Here is an 18141-nt window from a genome sequence, read left to right on the forward strand (position 1 = left end):
CACGATGGCCGAGAAGAAGACGGGTCTGGCGGCAGCGCTGCTCGACGCCCATGTCGAGTACCTGATCGACGAGCTGACCGGCAACGGCCTGCAGGCGCTGATCGACGAGGAAGTCGACGCCGCGCTGGCACTGGCCGGCAAGCTGACCTTGGGCGCGGTCGTCACCCGCAAGCAGATCAAGGACACCGCACGGATCTTCGCCGCGAAGATCGAGTTCGGACCGGGCCTGCCGGAAATGGTCGGCGACATCGCCCGCAAGCTGTTCGCCCACGCGATCCACGACAAGACCGAGATCGGCAGCCTGCTGACCGATCAGCACTTCGAGGACTTCACCACCCAGGCGCTGGAACTCGACACGCTGCGCGAAAAGATCATCCGCGGCGTGGTCACCAGCCCGCTGTATGCGGAGTTCGCTTCGGATCTGCTGTACAGCGGCATCACCGGCTATCTGGCGCAGAGCAACGTCACCAAGAACATCCCCGGCGCCAGTTCGATGCTCAAGCTGGGCCGGGCGGCGCTGAATGTCGCCAAGCCCAGCTTGGAAGCCTCGATCGAGGAAGGCCTGCGCAAGTACATCGCCAAGGCCGTGCAGGCCTCGACCGCCCGCAGCGCCGAGTTCCTGATCCACCACGCCGATGCCGAGGCGCTGAAGGAACTGGCGCTCGACACCTGGGACCGGATCAAGGAACAGCCGATCGGCGCGCTGCGCGAGGACATCGACGCGCGCCATGTCGAGGAACTGTTCGTCACCGGCTTCGAAGCCTGGCGGCACCTGCGCCAGCAGGACTGGTACACGGTGATCATCGACGCCGGCATCGACGGCTTCTTCGACAAGTACGAGGACGCCACGCTGGCCGCACTGCTCGATGACCTCGGCGTCGGCCGCCCGCAGATCGTCGACGAGGCGCGCCGCTACGCGCCCAGCGTGATCAAGGTGCTGAAGAAGAAAAAGCTGCTCGAGCCGATCGTCCGCCGTCGCCTGGCCGGCTTCTACAGCTCGCCGGCACTGCAGGCGGCGCTCGACAAGGCCGGCGGCTAAACCCGGCGCCGGCGTCGCGCATCGAAGCCGGGATGGCGGCCGCCGTGCCGGCATCGCTACCATCGCGCCCATTCCCGTCCCGCCAGCCCTGCCATGTCGAGCGCGCCCGATCCGGCCGAACCGACGCCTGCCGCCGCTTCCGCCGTCACCGCCCCGTCGGTGGCGCGGACGCGGCTGATCGAACGGCATGGCTGGCAGCGGGCGGTGTTCGAGGTGGCGCTGCTGATCGCCTCGGCGATGCTGGCGCTGGCCGTCAACGACTGGACCGAGGAGCGCGAGCGCACCCGGCTGGCCCAGCGCGTGCTGCTGGAGCTGAAGCTGGAGATCGAGCAGAACCAGCAGGCGATCGTCGAAGCGCTGCCGTATCACGAGAAGATGTATGACGGCTTCCGCGCGTCCCGGCAGGCCCTGAACAAGGGCGAGGCCTGGGAGTATCCGGCGGCATTCGATGGCCTCAACCAGATCCTGTTCCAGCGCGCCGCCTATGACGCCGCACTGCTCAGCCAGACCCTGCCGCACCTCGAATCCCGCACGTTGTCGGCGATCTCCGCGCTGTACACGCAGCAGGAGGAATACACGCAAAACCTGCGCATGTTCGCCGCTGCCACCTTGCAGACCGACGACAAGGACAGCCGCCGCGACCTGCGGCTGACCGAAAACTGCTTCAAGCAGATGGCGGCCAGCGAGCGGCGGCTGACCACGCTGCTGGAGAAGGCGAAGGCGGCGATCGGCAGCGAGCTGGGCGGCCCTAGCGACGCTGCGCGTCGATCCAGCGGCTGATCTTCAGCTCCAGCACGTCGAGCGGCAGCGAGCCGTCCTTCAGCACCTCGGTGTGGAAGGCCTTGATGTCGAAGCGGCTGCCGAGCGCAGCTTCGGCGCGGCGGCGCAGTTCGATGATCTTCAGCTCGCCGATCTTGTAGGCCAGCGCCTGGCCGGGAATGGCCATGTAGCGCTCGGTTTCCGAGATCGACTGCGTCAGCCCCTGCGCGGAGTTGGCCAGCATGTAGTCGATGACCTGCTGGCGGCTCCAGCCCTTGGCATGCAGGCCGGTATCGACCACCAGCCGGATCGCCCGGAACAGCTCGGCCTGCAGCCGCCCGAACCAGGCGTAAGGATCTCGGTAGACGCCCAGCTCGCGGCCGAGCGACTCGGCGTATAGGCCCCAACCTTCGATGTAGGCGGTAAAGCTGCCGAAGCGGCGGAACGCCGGCACGCCCGCAAGTTCCTGCTGGATGCCGATCTGGAAATGATGGCCGGGGATCGCCTCGTGCAGGAACAGCGATTCCGCCGCCCAGGTCTTGCGCGACGGCAGATCGTAGGTGTTCAGGTAGAAGATGCCGGGCCGCGAGCCGTCCTCGCTCGGCCGCTGGTAGCTGCCGCCGGCCGCGCTCTGGGCGCGGAAGGCCTCGACCGGCCGAATCTCGAAACCGGCCCTCGGGCGCTCGGCGAACAGCCGGCTCGCCGCCTGGTCGATCACGCCCGACAGGTCGTTGTAAGCCTTCAGCGCGGCCGCCTCGTCGGCGTAGGTGAAGCGCGGATCGCGGGACACGAAGGCGAAGAATGCGGCCAGATCGCCGCGGAAGCCGACCTGCTGCATCACCGCGCGGATCTCGCCGTGGATGCGCGCCACCTCGGCCAGGCCGATGTCGTGGATTTCCGCCGGCGTCAGCGCGGTGGTGGTGATCGCCCGCACCTTGGCCGCATACCAGGCCGCGCCATCCGGCAGCGCCCCGAGGCCGGCGCTGGTCCGGCAGGCCGGCAGGTAGTCATCACGAAGGTAGTCGCGCAGCCGCACGTAGGCCGGCAGCACGGTAGCGGCGATCAGCTGGCGATAGTCGGCGCTGAGGCGCTGGCGGTCGGCCGCGCTGAAATCGTCCGGAAAGTTCGCGACCGGCTTCCAGAACAGGCTGTCCTCCGGCCGCGCCACGGCCAGTGCGTCGAGCTGCGACAGTGCCTTGGTCATCAGCTCGTCCGGCTGCACGACGCCCTGGGCGACGCCGTCGCGCAGGTTGGCGATCGCCTGGTCGAACAGCGCCGGGATCTGCGCCGCGCGGCGCGCCCAGCGGTCGTAGTCGGCCACCGTCCTGAATGGCTGCGCGCCGGTGCCGGTGCCGAGCTGCGCCAGTTGGGCGGCCAGGTTGTAGAACTGATTGACCGGCAGCAGATGCTCCGGAAAGCGCGCCGCCTCGATCGAACGCTCCAGCTGCCGGCGCAGGATGTCGAGGCTCAGGCCATCGGCCGCCGACACGCGGGCCGGGTCGATCGACCGGACCGTGGCCAGCCAGCGCGCATCGAAGGCGGCGCTGCGGGCGCGGGCATCGGCCGACAGCGTGTTCGGCAGCTGGTCGTCGTAGCGGTGGTCGCCGACATAGGTCGCGCGCAGCGGGTCCATTGCCAGCGTTTCCTGCCAGTAGCGCTCGAACAGCGGTGCGAGATCGCTGCCGGCCGGCGGGGCCTGCAGCGGCGCCGGCGCGCAGGCGCTCAGGGACAACAGGGCAAGGGCGCTGACCGTACGACGGAACATCGGGCACTCCGGGCGGGGTTCGTGGTCAACAATGCCGCAGTTGTCCGGCCAGCGGTGTCGCGCGTCTTCAGATTCCGTTCAGCCGGACCATTGCATTGTCCGCCCGCGCCGTCACCGGCCCGGTCGGCAATGACGCGCAGTTCGCGGCCCGCTGGACGCATGCCTGCATCCGGCGGATCGCGCCAACCAAGAAAAAGACAGGAGAGTCACCCCCGTGAAACTTGCAAAGACCGTTCGCATCGCTTCGCTCGCCCTGGCGCTGACCGGCGCCTCCGGCATCGCTTCGGCGGCCAATTACAACTACCTGGAAGGCGGCTTTCTGTTCCGCGACAACTACGGCAACGACGATGCCGGCTTCCGCGTCGGGGGCTCGGTGGCGCTGACCGGCCCGCTGGCGGCCTATGGCGAATTCACCAGCAACGATCGGGTCGACCAGTTCAGCGCCGGTGCGCTGTTCCACCAGCCGATCAACAGCGAGCTCGACTGGTTTGCCGGCGGTGGCCTCGAATACGTCGATATCGGTCCGGAAGACGACCTCGGCTTCGGCCTGCGCGGCGGTCTGCGCTGGACCCCGCTGAAGGCCTTCGAAGTGACGCCGGAACTGCGTTACTACGACGCCGTTGGTGACGGCCAGCTGTCGTTCCGGGTCGGCGGCGTCTACGCGTTCTCGCCGCCGTTCGCGCTGACGGCAGCGCTGCAGGGCGGCGACGATGACCGCGTCGAGGTCGGCCTGCGCTGGAACTTCGGCAGCTAAGCCCCGCGTGCCGGCGTTCGCCGGGACTGACCGGAAGGGCCGCGCAAGCGGCCCTTCCGCGTTGTGCGCCAGGGGCCTGCCCGAGGCGGAAGCGGCGGCGCTTTTCGGTATTCTCCGGCCATCCCCCATTGCCGCTGCGCGCCGAACCGCGCCCTGGAGATCGCCGATGAACGTCGCCCTGTCCGTCCTCGATCTGGTGCCGAACTGCACCGGCTCGAATCCCGCCGAAGCGCTGCGCCGCACGGTCGATCTGGCGCGGCTCGCCGAACGCCTCGGCTACGCCCGCTACTGGTTCGCCGAGCACCATTCGCTGGCCAGTGTCGCCAGCAGTGCGCCGGAAATCCTGATCGGCCACATCGCCTCGGCCACCACGTCGATCCGGGTCGGCTCCGGCGGCATGATGCTGCCGAACCACATTCCGTACCGGATGGCGGAAATCTTCCGCACGCTGGAAGCGCTGCATCCCGGCCGCATCGATCTCGGCATCGGTCGGGCGCCGGGTACCAATGGCGCCGCTACCCGGGCGCTGCGAGCAGCAGGCAGCGAACACTTCTCGGCGATGATGAACGAGCTGGTCCGCTTCGGCGGCGACCAGCCCTACGGCCCCGGCCATCCGTACGCCAAGGTCACCGCGATGCCGACCGGCGTGCCGCTGCCGCCGGTCTGGATTCTCGGCTCCTCCGGAGCCAGCGCTGCGGCGGCCGGCGCCGCCGGCTTCGGCTACAGCTTCGCCAGCCATTTCTCGACCGAGCCACCAGCGCCGGCGTTTCGCGCCTACCGCGAGGCGTTCAAGCCGTCGGCGAACTTCCCGAAGCCGCACGCGATCCTGGGCGTGCAGGTGGTCTGCGCGGAAACCGATGCCCGGGCCGACGAGCTGGCGCAGTCGATGGACCTGACCTGGCTGCGCATCAACCGCAACCAGTACCTGCCGATCCCGTCGCCGGAAGAAGCCGCCGCTTACGACTGGACCGAGATCGACCGCGAGGAAGTACGCCAGCAGCGCCGCCTGAGCATCGTCGGCTCGCCGGCCACGGTGCGGGCGCGGATCGCGGCGCTGGTCGAGGACACCGGGGCCGACGAGGTGATGATCGTCACCAACCTCCACGGCCACGCCGAACGGCTGGCCTCGTACGAACTGCTGACCGCCGCATTCGCCGAACAGCGCCGCGCCGCCTGAATCCGGCGGCCGCCGCGATGGCGCCGCCGATGAACTTTCAGCCGCTGCCGGCGCTCGATACCCTGCGGGGGCTGTTCATCATCTGACCGGAGCCAACCATGTCCGCGACGCGCTGGGCTGTGATTCTCGTGGCCGGGCTGGGGGCGCTGGCCGCCGCCTGGTTCTTCTGGCTGAAGCCGCCGCCAGCGGCTCCGGCCGTGCCGGCGCCGGCCGCCGAAGCCGCCATCGAAGCGCCGCCGCCGGCCGCTGACTATCCGGTGCCGCCGGCGGCGCCGGAAGCGGCAGCCCTGCCGTCGATCGACGACAGCGACGACGCCTTCCGGCGCGCGCTGCTCGGTGTGCCCGGCGCGCAGCCGCTGGAAGCCTGGCTGATCCCGGACCTGCTGATCCGCCGCATCGTCGTCACCATCGACAACCTGCCGCGCGAGCGGGTGGCGCTGAAGCTGCGGCCGCTGCGTCCGGTCGATGGCGCGTTCCGGGTGCTGGAGCGGGACGACGGCACGGCGACGCTCGACGACGCCAATTCCGATCGCTACGACGCCGCCATAGCGGTGCTGACGGCGCTCGACGACGAGGCGCTGGTGGCGCTGTACTTCCGCTGGTATCCGCTGTTCCAGAAGGCGTATCAGGAACTGGGTTATCCCGGCGCCAGCTTCAACAACCGGCTGATCGCGGTGATCGATCACCTGATCGCCACGCCGAAGCCCGCCGCACCGATCACGCTGGTGAAGCCGAAGATCTACTGGGAATACGCCGATCCGGCGCTGGAGCACGCCTCCTACGGCCGGCGTCTGCTCTGGCGGATCGGCGGCGAGCACCGGGCGGCGCTGGTGGCCCGGCTGATCGCGATCCGTGGCCGGATCGTCACCGGTGGCGTCGCCGCAACGGCGCGCTAACGGCCGACTGCGCTGCTCCACGCCGCCGGCGGCGCCAGCCCGATGCGCCGCTGCCGGCGATCGACCAGGGCCAGCATGGCCTGGGCGGCGAGGATGATCACGAAGCCGTCGAACGGCAGCCGGAAGCGCACCTCGCCAAGCGAGATGAAGGCGGTCGCCATCAGGCCCAGCATCGGCGTCAGCAGCAGCCATTCGGCGAGGCTGTCGGGTTTCAGGCGCAGCAGTCGCGGCGCGCGCCAGACCAGCCACAGCAGCGCCAGCGGCAGCAGCATCCACTTGTAGAGGTTCTGGTAGCCACGCGCCCAGTTGCGCTGGCGGTAGGTCGCGGCCGGCCAGAAATCACGGCCGACGAACAGGTCGGCGACATTGCGCAGGCTGCTGGTCAGCGCCATCCACGGATCGGCCTCGATGCGCCGGTGCAGTTCGGCCAGATTGGCTGGCACGTCGTAGGCACCGAAGTCGAGGTCGACGCGCTCGTGATAGCCGCGCAGCGGCGCACTCGGGCTGGTGAACGAGAAGGTCATCTGGCGCGGGCCATCGAGCCAGCGGAATTCCGCCTTTTCGCCGGCATGGCCCATCAGCGCGTTCATCGCAGTGTTGGTACTGACCAGGCAGAAATGGCCTTCCGCCAGCCGTGTGCAGCGCTGCGCCAGCGGCAGCAGCACGATCGCCAGCCCCAGCGCCACGCCGGCCACGAGACTCAGCGCGCCCCGCCGGTGCTGCAACCTTAGCCACAGCAGCACGATCACGCCGGTGACGAGCACCGGCAGCAGGATGGTTGCCTTCAGCGCCGCCGCAAGGCCGGCGGCCAGCCCGGCAGCCAGCGCCCACAGCGCGGTGCTGGCCGGCACCGGCGCATCGATCGCCCGCAGCAGCAGCACATAGGCCCAGACCAGCGCGCAGGTGAAGGGATTTTCGGCGAGGAACAGGCCGGCGTAGTGGAACAGCGGCAGGTACAGCGCCACCACCGCGAGGCTCAGCACCGCCACGCCGTTGCCGTAGAGCCGGCGCGCCAGCGACCACAGGCCGGCCATCGTGGCCAGCGACAGCAGCCACTGGGCGATGACGAACAGGCCGGCGCCGGGATCGACCTTCAGCAGCGCCGCGAACAGGTAGGACGCCCCGGGCGGGTACAGCGAATCGGCAATGCCCTCGACATGGCCGTCGAGCAGCGCGCGGGCGCGTTGCAGATAGCCGGCCATGTCGCTGTAGACGTGCAGCAGCGGCGGGTGCAGCACCAGCAGGTAGATCAACCGAAGCAGGCCGCCACCGAGCCAGCAGCACCAGACGATGCCGACCTGCCGGCGGCTCAGCGGAAGCGGGTGGGGCATCGACGGGCGGCGGTCAGTCGGATGATGTCTCGGTCGCCGGTGCCGCCGCCGGCTCGCGCTTCAGGCCATCGAGCCGGCGGGCCGCTTCGGCGTCCGCTGCCGCATCGCGCTGCCGCTCCGCCCGCGTCCGCCCGAACTTGATGCGATTGGCCGCCGCCTGCGCCTCGGCCTCGGCGCGCGCTTTCCGCTTGCGTGCCTTGTTCAGGTTGATCAGGTCGGCCATGCGGCGGCAGCGCGGTGTGCGATCAGGCGGCGAACAGCCGCCAGGCCATGGTGCCGACCAGGCCGATCTGGGCAAGGAAGAACGTGGCCCGGGTCATCACCAGCCAGAAGGAGGTGCCGAGCAGGTGCACGCCGGCCTGACCGATGCGCAGGTAGACCACATAGATCGCCAGCGGATCGATGGCGGTGGCGCTCTTGTCCATCAGCGCACCGACTGCAACCACGGCGAGGAACAGCGGGAAATTCTCGACCGCATTGGCATGCGCGTGCTGGGCGCGGACCAGCAGGGCCGGGTCGATCGAGGGCTTGTCGCGACCCCAGGCATCGGCTGGCTTCGAGCCCGTCAGCACCTGCGGCACGCGCGGCAGCGCATAGCTCAGCACCAGCGCGATGATCACGAACACGTACAGCAGTACTGCATGCAGACCAGTCATGGTGATTCCCTGAACAAGTAGTAGTGGTGGTGTTTGTCCAGGAACTGCGTTCAGGCTGATGTATCGCCGTCCAGCTCATCCAGCGCCGCCTTGCTGTACACCGCCAGCCGCTGCAGATGCGGCAGGCCGTCGCGACAGCCGATGAAGCCGAAGTTTAGCTGGTCGCCGTACGACACTACCGTGATGTTCAGGCCGTAGCCGTGCATCGGGATCGACAGCGGGTAGTAGGCGTCCAGCTTGAAGCCACGGAAGTACAACGGCCTGGTCGGTCCCGGGACGTTCGAGATTACGAGGTTGAAGGCCGGCCGGATGCGGCCGACCGTACCCGGCACGCGGGCCAGCAGCAGTGGCGCCATCAGCAGCGCGCCGTATTGCAGGATGCCGTTGCGGGTCATGCCGGCCAGCTGTGCCTTGGCGGCGGCGGTGGAGGCGATGATGGCCCGGAAGCGGGCCTGCGGCTCGGCGATGTCGGTCGCCAGCGAGGCGATGATCGCGCCCACCGCGTTGCCGCCGCCGGGGTCGTCCTTCGGCCGCACGTTGACCGGCAGCATCGCGGTCAGCGGCTCGGCCGGCAGCGCATCAAGCTCGCCGAGCAGACGCCGCAGCGCGGTCGCGCACAGCGCCAGCACCAGATCGTTCAGGGTGCCGCCATGGGCCTTGGCGACGCGCTTGAGCCGCTCCAGCGAGAACTGCTGGGTCGCGAACCGGCGGTTACGGCTGATCTTCTGGTTGAGGATCGACTTCGGTGCCTGCATCGGCGCCTTCAGCGCCGGGTCGCGCGCCTTTTCCGGCTTCCAGGCGCCCATCACCGTGTCCTTCAGCGCCCGGGTGATGGTCTGCGAGGTATCAACCTGCTCGCGGGCCAGGCGCATCAGCAGATCCAGCGTCGGCTCCCGAGGGGCCTTGTCGGCCCTGGCGGTGCGTGCTTTCTGGGCGATCGAGAAGAACATCGGCGTGTCGTGCTCGTCGGGGCTCGACGACAGGCTGTTCGACAGCAGCCGGATGCCGGTGTAGCCATCGACCAGCGCGTGGTGAACCTTGAAATAGATCGCGAAGCGGCCGCCTTCCAGGCCTTCGATGAAATGTACTTCCCAGGGCGGGCGCTGGAAGTCGAGCCGGTTGGAATGCAGCCGCGAGACCAGGATGCCGAGTTCGCGCTCGTCGCCGGGCGAGGGCAGGGCCGAGCGGCGGATGTGGTACTCGACGTCGAAGTGATCGTCCTCGACCCAGCGCTGCAGCGGATGGGCCAGCAGGTTCGGAAAGCGCAGCTTGTAGTTCCACGGCGGACAGGCGCGCGCATCGGCGCGCACCTCATCCATCAGCCGGCGCAGCAGCGATTCATCGGCATCCGGCGGCGGCGAGAACGGCATCAGCGCGCCGACCATCATCATCGTTTCGCCGGACTCGCCGGCCAGGAACGTCCAGTCCAGCGGATTGAGGCGCTTGGCGCTCTTCATGTTGGTCTCCCCTCGTGTGCGGGGAGCATGCTACGGACTACGGTTGTTCACCAGCCAGGAAGCGGTCGAGCGCCGCGCAGAACGGCTCCGGCAGTTCGAACTGCGGCAGCGCGCCGGTCTCGAAGCGGGTGAACGACCAGTTCGGCCGACCGGCGTACCAGGCCGTGGCCCGGTAGTCGACGAAATCGCCGCGCACGCCGTGCGACATCCACACCGGTTGCGTCAGGCCGTCGTAGAGCGTGTTGACGTCGGCCGAGAACAGGTTGGCGGACACGAAATGCAGCGGCGCGAACTTGGCACCCGGCTGCTGCGTGGTCAGCACGTCGTAGGCCCACAGGCCTTCGTCGATGGTCTTGCTGCCCCAGGTCTTCTCGAGGAAGTAGCGGATGGTGCCGGGCCGGGTCAGCAGGCCGTAGATGCCGTCGTCCCAGGCCGACCAGCTGAGCGTCCGGTACAGCCAGGCCTGGCCGCGCGTCGACCCCGGCGCGCCGTGACGCGGCTTCTTGCCGCTGAAGCCGGTCGGGCTGACCAGTGCCAGCCGCGCAAACGCCTGCGGCTGCTCGACGGCGGCGCGAGCGAGGAATTCCGCCGACAGGCTCAAGGCCAGCGCGTCGATCGCGACGTCGCCGTGGCGGCGGCGGATCTCGGCCGCCGCCGCCAGCACGGCGTCGGTCATCAGGCGCGGCGTGTAGGCGCGGTCGCTGCGCTCGGACAGGCCGAAGCCGGGCAGGTCGATCGCGTAGACCGGCCGGGTCGCCTTCGCGTGATCGAACAGCGGCCGCACCTCGTAGGCGCTGCCGGCAGCATTGACGCTGTGGATCAGCAGCAGCGGCCGATGGCCAGCCGGCGCCGATGGCGTCGACATGAACATCGCGACCCGGCCGATGGCCGGCGTTTCCAGCGTGATCGCGCTTCCGTCGACCGGTTGCGGCAGGGCCGGGATCACGGTCGGCCGGCCGGCACAGCCGGCGGTGCAGAGCAGGGCCAGCAGAAGCGGCAGCAGGCGCATCGACAAGCCTCGGCGGATGACGGTGGGTGCGGGGTCAAGACTTGATTCCGCCGCGCGCCCGCTCGATGCGCTGGTAGGCGGCCGTGATGCGCCGGGTCTTTTCTTCGGCCAGCGCCCGCATCGATTCCGGCAGCCCCTTGGCGGCGAGCTTGTCCGGGTGGTTCTCGCTCATCAGCTTGCGGTAGGCGCGCTTGATCTCGCCGTCGCTGGCGCTGGCGGCAACGCCGAGCACCTGATAGGCGTCCTCCAGCGCGCCCGGTGCGTCGCGGCCGACGCCGCCACTGCCGCCGCCGGCACCGGCGCTGCCGCCGGAAAAGCCGCCGGCGCCGCTGCGCATCATCGCTTCGAGCATCGCCAGATCGCGGTCGGACAGGCCCAGCGCGCGGGCGATCCGCGCCAGCATCGCGTGCTCGGCGGCGTGCATCTGGCCGTCGGCGATGATGGCCGACACCTGCACCTGCAGGAACATCTGCCGGAACATCGGCTGGGCGCGGCTGGCGGCGGCGAAACGGGCCAGTTCGGCGTCGAGATCGAAATCGGCGCTCTTGCCGCGATTGAAGGCGCGCTTGGCGGCGTCGCGCGCTTCGCCGTTCAGGCGCAGCTGGTCGAACAGCGCCTCGGCGACCCGGATCTCGTTCTCGCTGACATGGCCGTCGGCCTTGCAGACCGCGCCCATCACCGCGAACGTCGAGTCGAGGAACTGCGCCTGCACGGCGGTGATCTTCTTGACCGCCGTGCGCAGCAGCAGCCGTCCGAGCAGCGGCAGCAGCGCCCATACCAGCAGGCCGCCGATTAGCGCCCCGCGCCAGCCATTGACGGCAAGGCCGATCAGGCCGCCGACGAGAATGAAGAATTGCATGGACCGGAGTTTACCAAGCCCGACATGGCAACCCGGCTGCATCGCAGCCGGCGGCGCGGCTATGCTCGCGTCCCGCCACCCGTTCCCGGACCGATCGTCATGACGAAATTCCTTGCCCGCCTGCTGATTGCCGCTTCCGCGCTGATCGGCGCGACCGCCCATGCCGCCGATGCGGCCGCACCGGCGGCCAGCGCCGCCGAGCTGGAAAACAAGCTCTACCTCGACCTGCCGGCCGGCCGCGTGGTGATCGCGCTGCGTCCGGACCTGGCACCGAAACACGTCGCCCGGATCAAGGAACTGACCCGCCAGGGTTTCTACGACGGCTTGAAGTTCCACCGCGTGATCGACGGCTTCATGGCCCAGACCGGCGACCCGACCGGCACCGGTGCCGGCGGCTCGGGCAAGAACCTGCCGCCGGAGTTCTCGACCGAACACCATGTGCGCGGCGTGCTGTCGATGGCGCGCGCGCAGGCGGTGGATTCCGCCGACAGCCAGTTCTTCATCATGTTCGGCCCGGCGCCGAGCCTGGACGGCAAGTACACGATCTGGGGCCAGGTCGAGAGCGGCATGGAGTACGTCGACGCGATCAAGAAAGGTGTGACCTACGACAATGGCGCGGTGCTCGGCGAGCCGACCAAGATCGTCAGGATGCAGGTCGCCGCAGACGCCGAAAAGAAGGCCGCCGACAAGAAGGGCAAGTAGCGGCGGCCGTGCGTCGCCCGCATCCGGCATCTTGATTGCGAGCGACGTGCACCCATACAGCGGCTGGTGGGGCGATGCTGCGCCCGGCCGCTTCCGTGTTCACGATTCCGAAGGTTCCGAGGTCCCCATGCCGTTATACGAATACGCCTGCACCCAGTGCGGCAAGTCGGTCACGCTGCTGCAGAAGATGTCCGATGCGCCGGCCGTCGACTGCCCGTCCTGCAACAAGCCGGGCCTGGTCAAGCAGATTTCCGCCGCCGGCTTCCGTCTGAAGGGCGGCGGCTGGTACGAAACCGACTTCAAGTCCGGTTCCGATACCAAGCGCAACCTGGTGGAAGGCGGCAGCGACAGCAGCGCCAAGGCCGACAAGCCGGCCGAGAAGGCGGCTGCACCGGCCGCGCCGGCCGTGTCCTCGACGTCCTGAGCCGGTGACCGCGCCGGTCGAACCGGGAGGGCCTGCGGCGGCAGCCGAGCCGCGGTTCCGGCTGCTGACGACGGTGCTGCGCCAGTGGCTGTTCGCCGGCCTACTGATCTGGGTGCCGCTGGCGGCGACGCTGCTGGTCATCCGTTTCCTGATCGGCCTGCTCGATACCAGCCTGCTGCTGGTGCCGGAGTCGCTGCGGCCGAATTTTCCTGGCTTCGGCGCGCTGCTCAGCGTTGGCCTGGTGCTCGGCACCGGCGCGCTGGCGGCCAATTTCCTCGGCAGCCGGATGCTCGGTTGGGCGGAGGATCTGCTGTTCCGCATCCCGCTGGTGCGGACCCTGTACGGCGGCGTCAAGAAGCTGGCCGAGACGTTGTTCTCGCGCGATTCCACCGCGTTCAAGCGGGTGGTGCTGATCGAATGGCCGCGGCCGGGGCTGTGGACGATCGGCTTCCAGACCGGCGATCCGGTGCAGGTGGTGCGCGAGGCGGCCGGGCGGCCGCTGATTCCGGTGTTCGTGCCGACCACGCCGAACCCGACCGGCGGTTTCATCATGCAGGTGCCGGCCGAAGACCTGCGGTTTCTCGACATTCCGGTCGAGGAGGGCATGCGCTACATCATTTCGCTCGGTGTCGTCGCGCCCGGCGGCGGCCCGTTGCCGGGCGCGACGAACCCGTCGCGCTGAACACAGGGCCGGTGCCGGGCGGTACAATCCCGAGTCTTTCCCTCCCGTTGCGTGATCCCGATGATGCGTTCCCATTACTGCGGCCAGGTGACCGAGCAGCTCACCGGCCAGACCGTTCAGGTGTGCGGCTGGGTGCAGCGTCGCCGTGACCATGGCGGCGTCATCTTCATCGATCTGCGCGACCGCGACGGCCTGCTGCAGGTGGTGTTCGACCCGGACAACGCCGACACCTTCGCCGCCGCCGAGCGCCTGCGCAGCGAGTATGTCGTGCAGATCACCGGCCTGGTCCGCGCCCGTCCGGAGGGCACCGTCAACGCCAATCTGCCGACCGGCCGCATCGAAGTGCTGGGCCGTTCGATCGAGGTGCTGAACAAGGCGGAGACGCCGCCGTTCCAGCTTGACGACGACACCGTCGGCGAGGAAACCCGGCTCAAGTACCGCTACGTCGACCTGCGCCGGCCGCTGATGCAGAAGAACCTGCGCCTGCGCCACGACGTCATCCGGCGCATCCGCAACAAGATGGACGAGCTGGGTTTCATCGATGTCGAAACGCCGATCCTGACCCGCGCCACGCCGGAAGGCGCGCGCGACTACCTGGTGCCGAGCCGCACGCACGAAGGCAAGTTCTTCGCGCTGCCGCAGTCCCCGCAGCTGTTCAAGCAGCTCTTGATGATGGGCGGCCTCGACCGCTACTACCAGATCGCCCGCTGCTTCCGCGACGAAGATCTTCGCGCCGACCGCCAACCGGAATTCACCCAGCTCGACGTCGAGACCTCGTTCCTGTCGATGGACGAGATCATGGCGATGATCGAGGTGATGTTCGTCGATCTGTTCCAGACGGTGATGAACGTCGACCTCGGCAAGCTGCCGCACATGAGCTATGCCGAGGCGATGGGTCGCTACGGCTCCGACAAGCCGGACCTGCGCAACCCGCTGGAACTGGTGGAGATCAAGGATCTCGTCGCCGATTCCGAGTTCAAGGTGTTCGCCGCCCCCGCCGCCGATCCCAAGAGCCGCGTGGTGGTGATGCGGGTGCCCGGCGGCGGCAAGATTCCGCGCAGCCAGATCGACGACTACACCAAGCTGGTCGGCCAGTACGGCGCCCGCGGTCTGGCCTGGATCAAGGTCAACGAATGGGCCTCGAAGGGCCGCGACGGCCTGCAGTCGCCGATCGTCAAGAACCTGTCCGATGTCGCGCTCGCCGGCATCATCAGCCGCTCTGGCGCGGTCGACGGCGACCTGCTGTTCTTCGGCGCCGACAAGTTCAAGGTGGTCTGCGACGCGATGGGTGCACTGCGCATCAAGGTCGGCCTCGATCACGGTTTCACCGCGACCGGCACCTGGCGTGCGCTGTGGGTCGTCGACTGGCCGATGTTCGAGGAAGACGACGGCCGCTGGGTGGCGCTGCACCACCCGTTCACCGCACCGAAGGTGTTCGATGTGGCGGAGATCGAAGCCAACCCGGGCACCGTGCTGTCGCAGGGCTATGACCTGGTGCTGAACGGTGTGGAAGTCGGCGGCGGTTCGGTCCGTATCCATCGCGCCGATGTCCAGAGCGCGGTGTTCCGCCTGCTCGGCATCAGCGACGACGAAGCCCGCGAGAAGTTCGGTTTCCTGCTCGATGCGCTGAAGTTCGGCGCACCGCCGCATGGCGGCATCGCGCTCGGCCTCGATCGTCTGGTGATGCTGATGACCGGTGCGCAGTCGATCCGCGAAGTGATCGCCTTCCCGAAGACCCAGACCGCTCACTGCCCGCTGACCAATGCCCCCGGCACCGTCGACGGCAAGCAGCTGCGCGAGCTGTCGATCCGCTCCACCGTGGCGCCGGCTGCCGCCGCGCCGCGTCCCGTGTCTGCCGAGGCCTGAAGTTCAATGACGATGACCCGACGCTCCTCGCTTGCGCGCGCCGTTCCGCTGGCCGCACTGACGGCCGGCCTCGTGCTGCTGGCCGGCTGCAACCCGATCGGTAGCGGCACCGGTCCGACGCGTCTGGTCATCAACGGTCCTACCGGCGCGCTGGATGCCGATACCGGCGACACCTACGTCTGTCTGCGTTCGGGACTGACCGCGACGCTGTTCTTCGAGAACGGCACTTCGGCCGATTTCACCCAGCGCGTAACCTGGTCAGTGCAGCCGGCCGACGAGCCGTTCCTGACCATCAGCAACTTCCGTCGTGATGCCACCACCACCCAGGCGGGCGGCGTGCTGACGCCGGTCAGCCCGACGGCGGCAGAGCAGCGGGTGCGGGTGACCGCCTCGTTCAGCAACCTGACCGACACCATCGACCTGCGGGTGATGCCGAAGCCGGACATCCGGCTGGCGCAGCGCAACATCGGTACCAGCCTGACCGAAGAGTTGCCGGCCGCCAGCTCGCCGACCGATCCGACCGTCACCAGCGCGTTCAAGCTCGGGCCGTCGACGTCGGTGGATCTGACGCTGATAGCCAACCTCAACGGCACGCCGACCCTGGTCGATTCGACTGCGGCGTGGAGCTTCGACACCGACGTGCCGGGCACCTCGGTGACCTCGGTCAGCAATGACGCCAACGCCGTGATCGCCTCGATCAATTCCGATGGCCTGATCGCTGCCACCACCGCCGATGCCCGCACGCTGACCGCACGCGCCAAGTTCGCGACCTGCAACGACAGCATCGCCGCCCAGTTCTCGGTGTCGCCGATCCGCTCGATCCGCATGGAGCCGGAATTCGGCGCCCAGCCGCTGATCGCCCCGAATTCGGAGCGCTACGTGGTGCTGGCCGGCTTCGACGAAAGCGGCCCGGAGCAGAACGTCAGCCCGTTCTCGACGATCACCTCCAGCAACATCACGATCGCCAACTTCCTGAGCGCCTTCCTCGGCGTGCCGAACCTGCTGACGGCGATCGCTGCCGGCGACCCGGTGACCTTGACCGTCACCACGCCGACCATCGTCACGCCGACGCCGCCGGAAACGGTGCCGGCCCGCCATGCACCGACGATCCAGCAGACCGTGGTCGCCGACACGCTGGTCAGCATCGCGCTGGAACCGGCCGCGCTGTCCTCGGTCGCCGGTTCGGCCAATGTCTGCCGGACCCGCGTGGTTGGCACCTATGCCAGCGGCGCCCAGCAGGACGTCACCCGCCGGGCAACGTTCGCATCCAGCGACAACGGCATCGCCATCGTCAGCTCGCTGCCGCTGTCGGCGGGCCTGGTGGGTTCGGCTGGCGTCACTCCGGGTACCTCGACGATCACCGCCACGATCGCCAACGGCACCGGCACGCCGTTCACCGCCACCAGCACCTACACCTCGGTGGCGCCGCTCACGACGCCGCCGGCCGACTGTCCGCAGAGCTTCCCGCCGCTGCCGGGACAGGTTCCCGCCCCGTAGAATGATGCACTGCCGCACGGCGATCCCGGCGGCGAAGGAAGGAGGTACGGCATGTCGGCCGCATTGAAGATCGATCAGTTCAACCTGCTGGACGACGCGTCCTGTGACGCCCGCATCGTCGCCGCGAAGGCGATCCTCGGCGATCGCCTGGCGATCCTCGGCCACCACTACCAGCGCGACGAAGTGTTCAAGCACGCCCATTTCTCGGGCGATTCGCTGAAGCTGTCGCAGCTCGCCGCCAAGACCTCCGCCGAATACATCGTGTTCTGCGGCGTGCACTTCATGGCCGAGGTCGCCGACATCGTCACCAACGGCGAGCGGCAGGTGATCCTGCCGGACCTCGCCGCCGGCTGTTCGATGGCCGACATGGCCAACCTGGTCAAGGTGCGCAAGTGCTGGGACGAGCTTTCGCAGATCCTGGACCCGGACGAGACGGTCACGCCGGTGACGTACATCAACTCGGCGGCTGACCTGAAAGCCTTCTGCGGCAACCACGGCGGCATCGTCTGCACGTCCTCGAACGCCCGCGCGGTGCTCGAATGGTCGTTCGGCCGCCGCGAGAAGGTGCTGTTCTTCCCGGACCAGCACCTCGGCCGCAACACCGGGCTGACCATGGGCATTCCGCTCGAGCAGATGGTCACCTGGGATTTCACGCAGCCGCAGGGCGGGCTGACGGTGGAGCAGATCCGCAACGCCAGGATCATCCTCTGGAAGGGCTTCTGCTCGGTGCACCAGATGTTCCATCCGGCGCAGATCGAGAAGTTCCGCCGCGAAGTGCCGCACGGCCACGTGATCAGCCATCCGGAGAATTCCTACGAGGTCTGTCAGGCCTCGGATTTCGTCGGTTCCACCGAGTACATCCTGCGCGTCGTGCGCGCCGCCGAGCCCGGCTCGCACTGGCTGGTCGGCACCGAGCTGAACCTGGTCAACCGGCTGCGTGACGAGATGAAGCCGAAAGGCGTCACCGTGCAGTTCATGTCGCCGATGGTCTGCATGTGCTCGACGATGTTCCGCACCGATCCGCAGCATCTGGCCTGGGTGCTCGACAACCTGGTCGCCGGCACGGTCGTCAACCGCATCCAGGTGTCGAAGGAGGTCGCGGTGCCGGCGCGCCGCGCGCTTGATCTGATGCTCGAAGTCGTCGACTGATTCCTCGCCGGACTCCTTTTCCCTTTCTCCCCGAAGACGCACCCATGTTCACCCACGCCCCGACGCTGGCTGTATCTGATCCCGAACTCAACGCAGCGCTGGTCGCCGAAGCGGGGCGG

General features: G+C 68.5%; 18 protein-coding genes. 11 read left to right on the forward strand and 7 right to left on the reverse strand.

Annotated elements, in window-relative coordinates:
• The first annotated feature begins 4 nt into the window (after positions 1–4).
• Positions 5–1039 carry a hypothetical protein gene (locus ACTIGJ_RS16935; protein WP_439641501.1) on the forward strand — a complete coding sequence of 345 codons (1035 nt, stop codon included), beginning with the start codon at positions 5–7 and terminating at the stop codon, positions 1037–1039.
• Positions 1040–1132: 93 nt separating this feature from the next.
• The gene (locus ACTIGJ_RS16940; protein ID WP_439641502.1) at positions 1133–1819 is read left to right on the forward strand and encodes a hypothetical protein; all 687 of its coding nucleotides are present in this window, start codon (positions 1133–1135) and stop codon (positions 1817–1819) included.
• Here the strand turns inward: ACTIGJ_RS16940 and ACTIGJ_RS16945 are convergent.
• Entirely contained in the window at positions 1788–3563 is a 1776-nt protein-coding gene (locus tag ACTIGJ_RS16945) for a DUF885 domain-containing protein (RefSeq protein WP_439641503.1), read from the reverse strand. The two genes, ACTIGJ_RS16940 and ACTIGJ_RS16945, sit on opposite strands and share 32 nt — an antisense overlap.
• A 214-nt stretch (positions 3564–3777) precedes the next feature.
• Here ACTIGJ_RS16945 and ACTIGJ_RS16950 point away from each other — a divergent pair, with 214 nt between their 5' ends.
• The 3 genes from ACTIGJ_RS16950 to ACTIGJ_RS16960 all read left to right on the forward strand — a co-directional run bounded on the left by ACTIGJ_RS16950 (position 3778) and on the right by ACTIGJ_RS16960 (position 6390).
• Complete coding sequence (locus ACTIGJ_RS16950) at positions 3778–4317, forward strand: hypothetical protein (protein ID WP_439641504.1); 540 nt, start codon at positions 3778–3780, stop codon at positions 4315–4317.
• Between the two features lie 166 nt (positions 4318–4483).
• Positions 4484–5494: an LLM class flavin-dependent oxidoreductase gene (locus tag ACTIGJ_RS16955; protein ID WP_439641505.1), complete on the forward strand. Its 1011-nt coding sequence runs from the start codon at positions 4484–4486 to the stop codon at positions 5492–5494.
• A 98-nt stretch (positions 5495–5592) separates the two neighbouring features.
• Positions 5593–6390, forward strand: a complete 798-nt coding sequence (locus ACTIGJ_RS16960) for a DUF3014 domain-containing protein (protein ID WP_439641506.1) — start codon at positions 5593–5595, stop codon at positions 6388–6390.
• Here the strand turns inward: ACTIGJ_RS16960 and ACTIGJ_RS16965 are convergent.
• From ACTIGJ_RS16965 to djlA, 6 genes are read right to left on the reverse strand one after another with little or no spacing between them, the layout of a single operon-like run.
• Positions 6387–7721, reverse strand: coding sequence for a glycosyltransferase family 39 protein (locus ACTIGJ_RS16965; protein ID WP_439641507.1), 1335 nt, complete (start codon positions 7719–7721; stop codon positions 6387–6389). The two genes, ACTIGJ_RS16960 and ACTIGJ_RS16965, sit on opposite strands and share 4 nt — an antisense overlap.
• Positions 7722–7734: 13 nt before the next feature.
• The gene (locus tag ACTIGJ_RS16970; protein ID WP_439641508.1) at positions 7735–7944 is read right to left on the reverse strand and encodes a DUF4169 family protein; all 210 of its coding nucleotides are present in this window, start codon (positions 7942–7944) and stop codon (positions 7735–7737) included.
• 22 nt (positions 7945–7966) lie between these two features.
• A complete protein-coding gene (locus ACTIGJ_RS16975; protein WP_439641509.1) occupies positions 7967–8377 on the reverse strand; it encodes an MAPEG family protein in 411 nt (136 codons plus the stop codon).
• A 50-nt stretch (positions 8378–8427) separates the two neighbouring features.
• Positions 8428–9834 (reverse strand): WS/DGAT/MGAT family O-acyltransferase, encoded by a 1407-nt coding sequence (locus ACTIGJ_RS16980; protein WP_439641510.1) that lies wholly within the window; start codon positions 9832–9834, stop codon positions 8428–8430.
• A 37-nt stretch (positions 9835–9871) separates the two neighbouring features.
• Positions 9872–10843, reverse strand: coding sequence for an alpha/beta fold hydrolase (locus ACTIGJ_RS16985; RefSeq protein ID WP_439641511.1), 972 nt, complete (start codon positions 10841–10843; stop codon positions 9872–9874).
• A gap of 34 nt (positions 10844–10877) precedes the next feature.
• Entirely contained in the window at positions 10878–11702 is an 825-nt protein-coding gene (gene djlA / locus ACTIGJ_RS16990; RefSeq protein WP_439641512.1) for a co-chaperone DjlA, read from the reverse strand.
• A 99-nt stretch (positions 11703–11801) separates the two neighbouring features.
• On the opposite strand from djlA, the gene ACTIGJ_RS16995 reads away from it, so the two are divergent.
• From ACTIGJ_RS16995 to nadA, 6 genes are all read left to right on the forward strand, one after another.
• A complete protein-coding gene (locus tag ACTIGJ_RS16995) occupies positions 11802–12404 on the forward strand; it encodes a peptidylprolyl isomerase (RefSeq protein ID WP_439641513.1) in 603 nt (200 codons plus the stop codon).
• A 127-nt stretch (positions 12405–12531) separates the two neighbouring features.
• Positions 12532–12828, forward strand: coding sequence for an FmdB family zinc ribbon protein (locus ACTIGJ_RS17000; protein ID WP_439641514.1), 297 nt, complete (start codon positions 12532–12534; stop codon positions 12826–12828).
• A 4-nt stretch (positions 12829–12832) separates the two neighbouring features.
• Positions 12833–13510 carry a DUF502 domain-containing protein gene (locus ACTIGJ_RS17005; RefSeq protein WP_439641515.1) on the forward strand — a complete coding sequence of 226 codons (678 nt, stop codon included), beginning with the start codon at positions 12833–12835 and terminating at the stop codon, positions 13508–13510.
• 60 nt (positions 13511–13570) lie between these two features.
• Positions 13571–15376 (forward strand): aspartate--tRNA ligase, encoded by a 1806-nt coding sequence (gene aspS, locus ACTIGJ_RS17010; protein WP_439641516.1) that lies wholly within the window; start codon positions 13571–13573, stop codon positions 15374–15376.
• 6 nt (positions 15377–15382) lie between these two features.
• Complete coding sequence (locus ACTIGJ_RS17015) at positions 15383–16873, forward strand: hypothetical protein (RefSeq protein WP_439641517.1); 1491 nt, start codon at positions 15383–15385, stop codon at positions 16871–16873.
• 51 nt (positions 16874–16924) lie between these two features.
• Positions 16925–18022 (forward strand): quinolinate synthase NadA, encoded by a 1098-nt coding sequence (nadA, locus tag ACTIGJ_RS17020; protein WP_439641518.1) that lies wholly within the window; start codon positions 16925–16927, stop codon positions 18020–18022.
• Positions 18023–18141 lie beyond the last annotated feature (119 nt).

Origin of the sequence: Nevskia sp. (genome assembly GCF_051860985.1) — a bacterium.
Lineage (GTDB): Bacteria > Pseudomonadota > Gammaproteobacteria > Nevskiales > Nevskiaceae > Nevskia.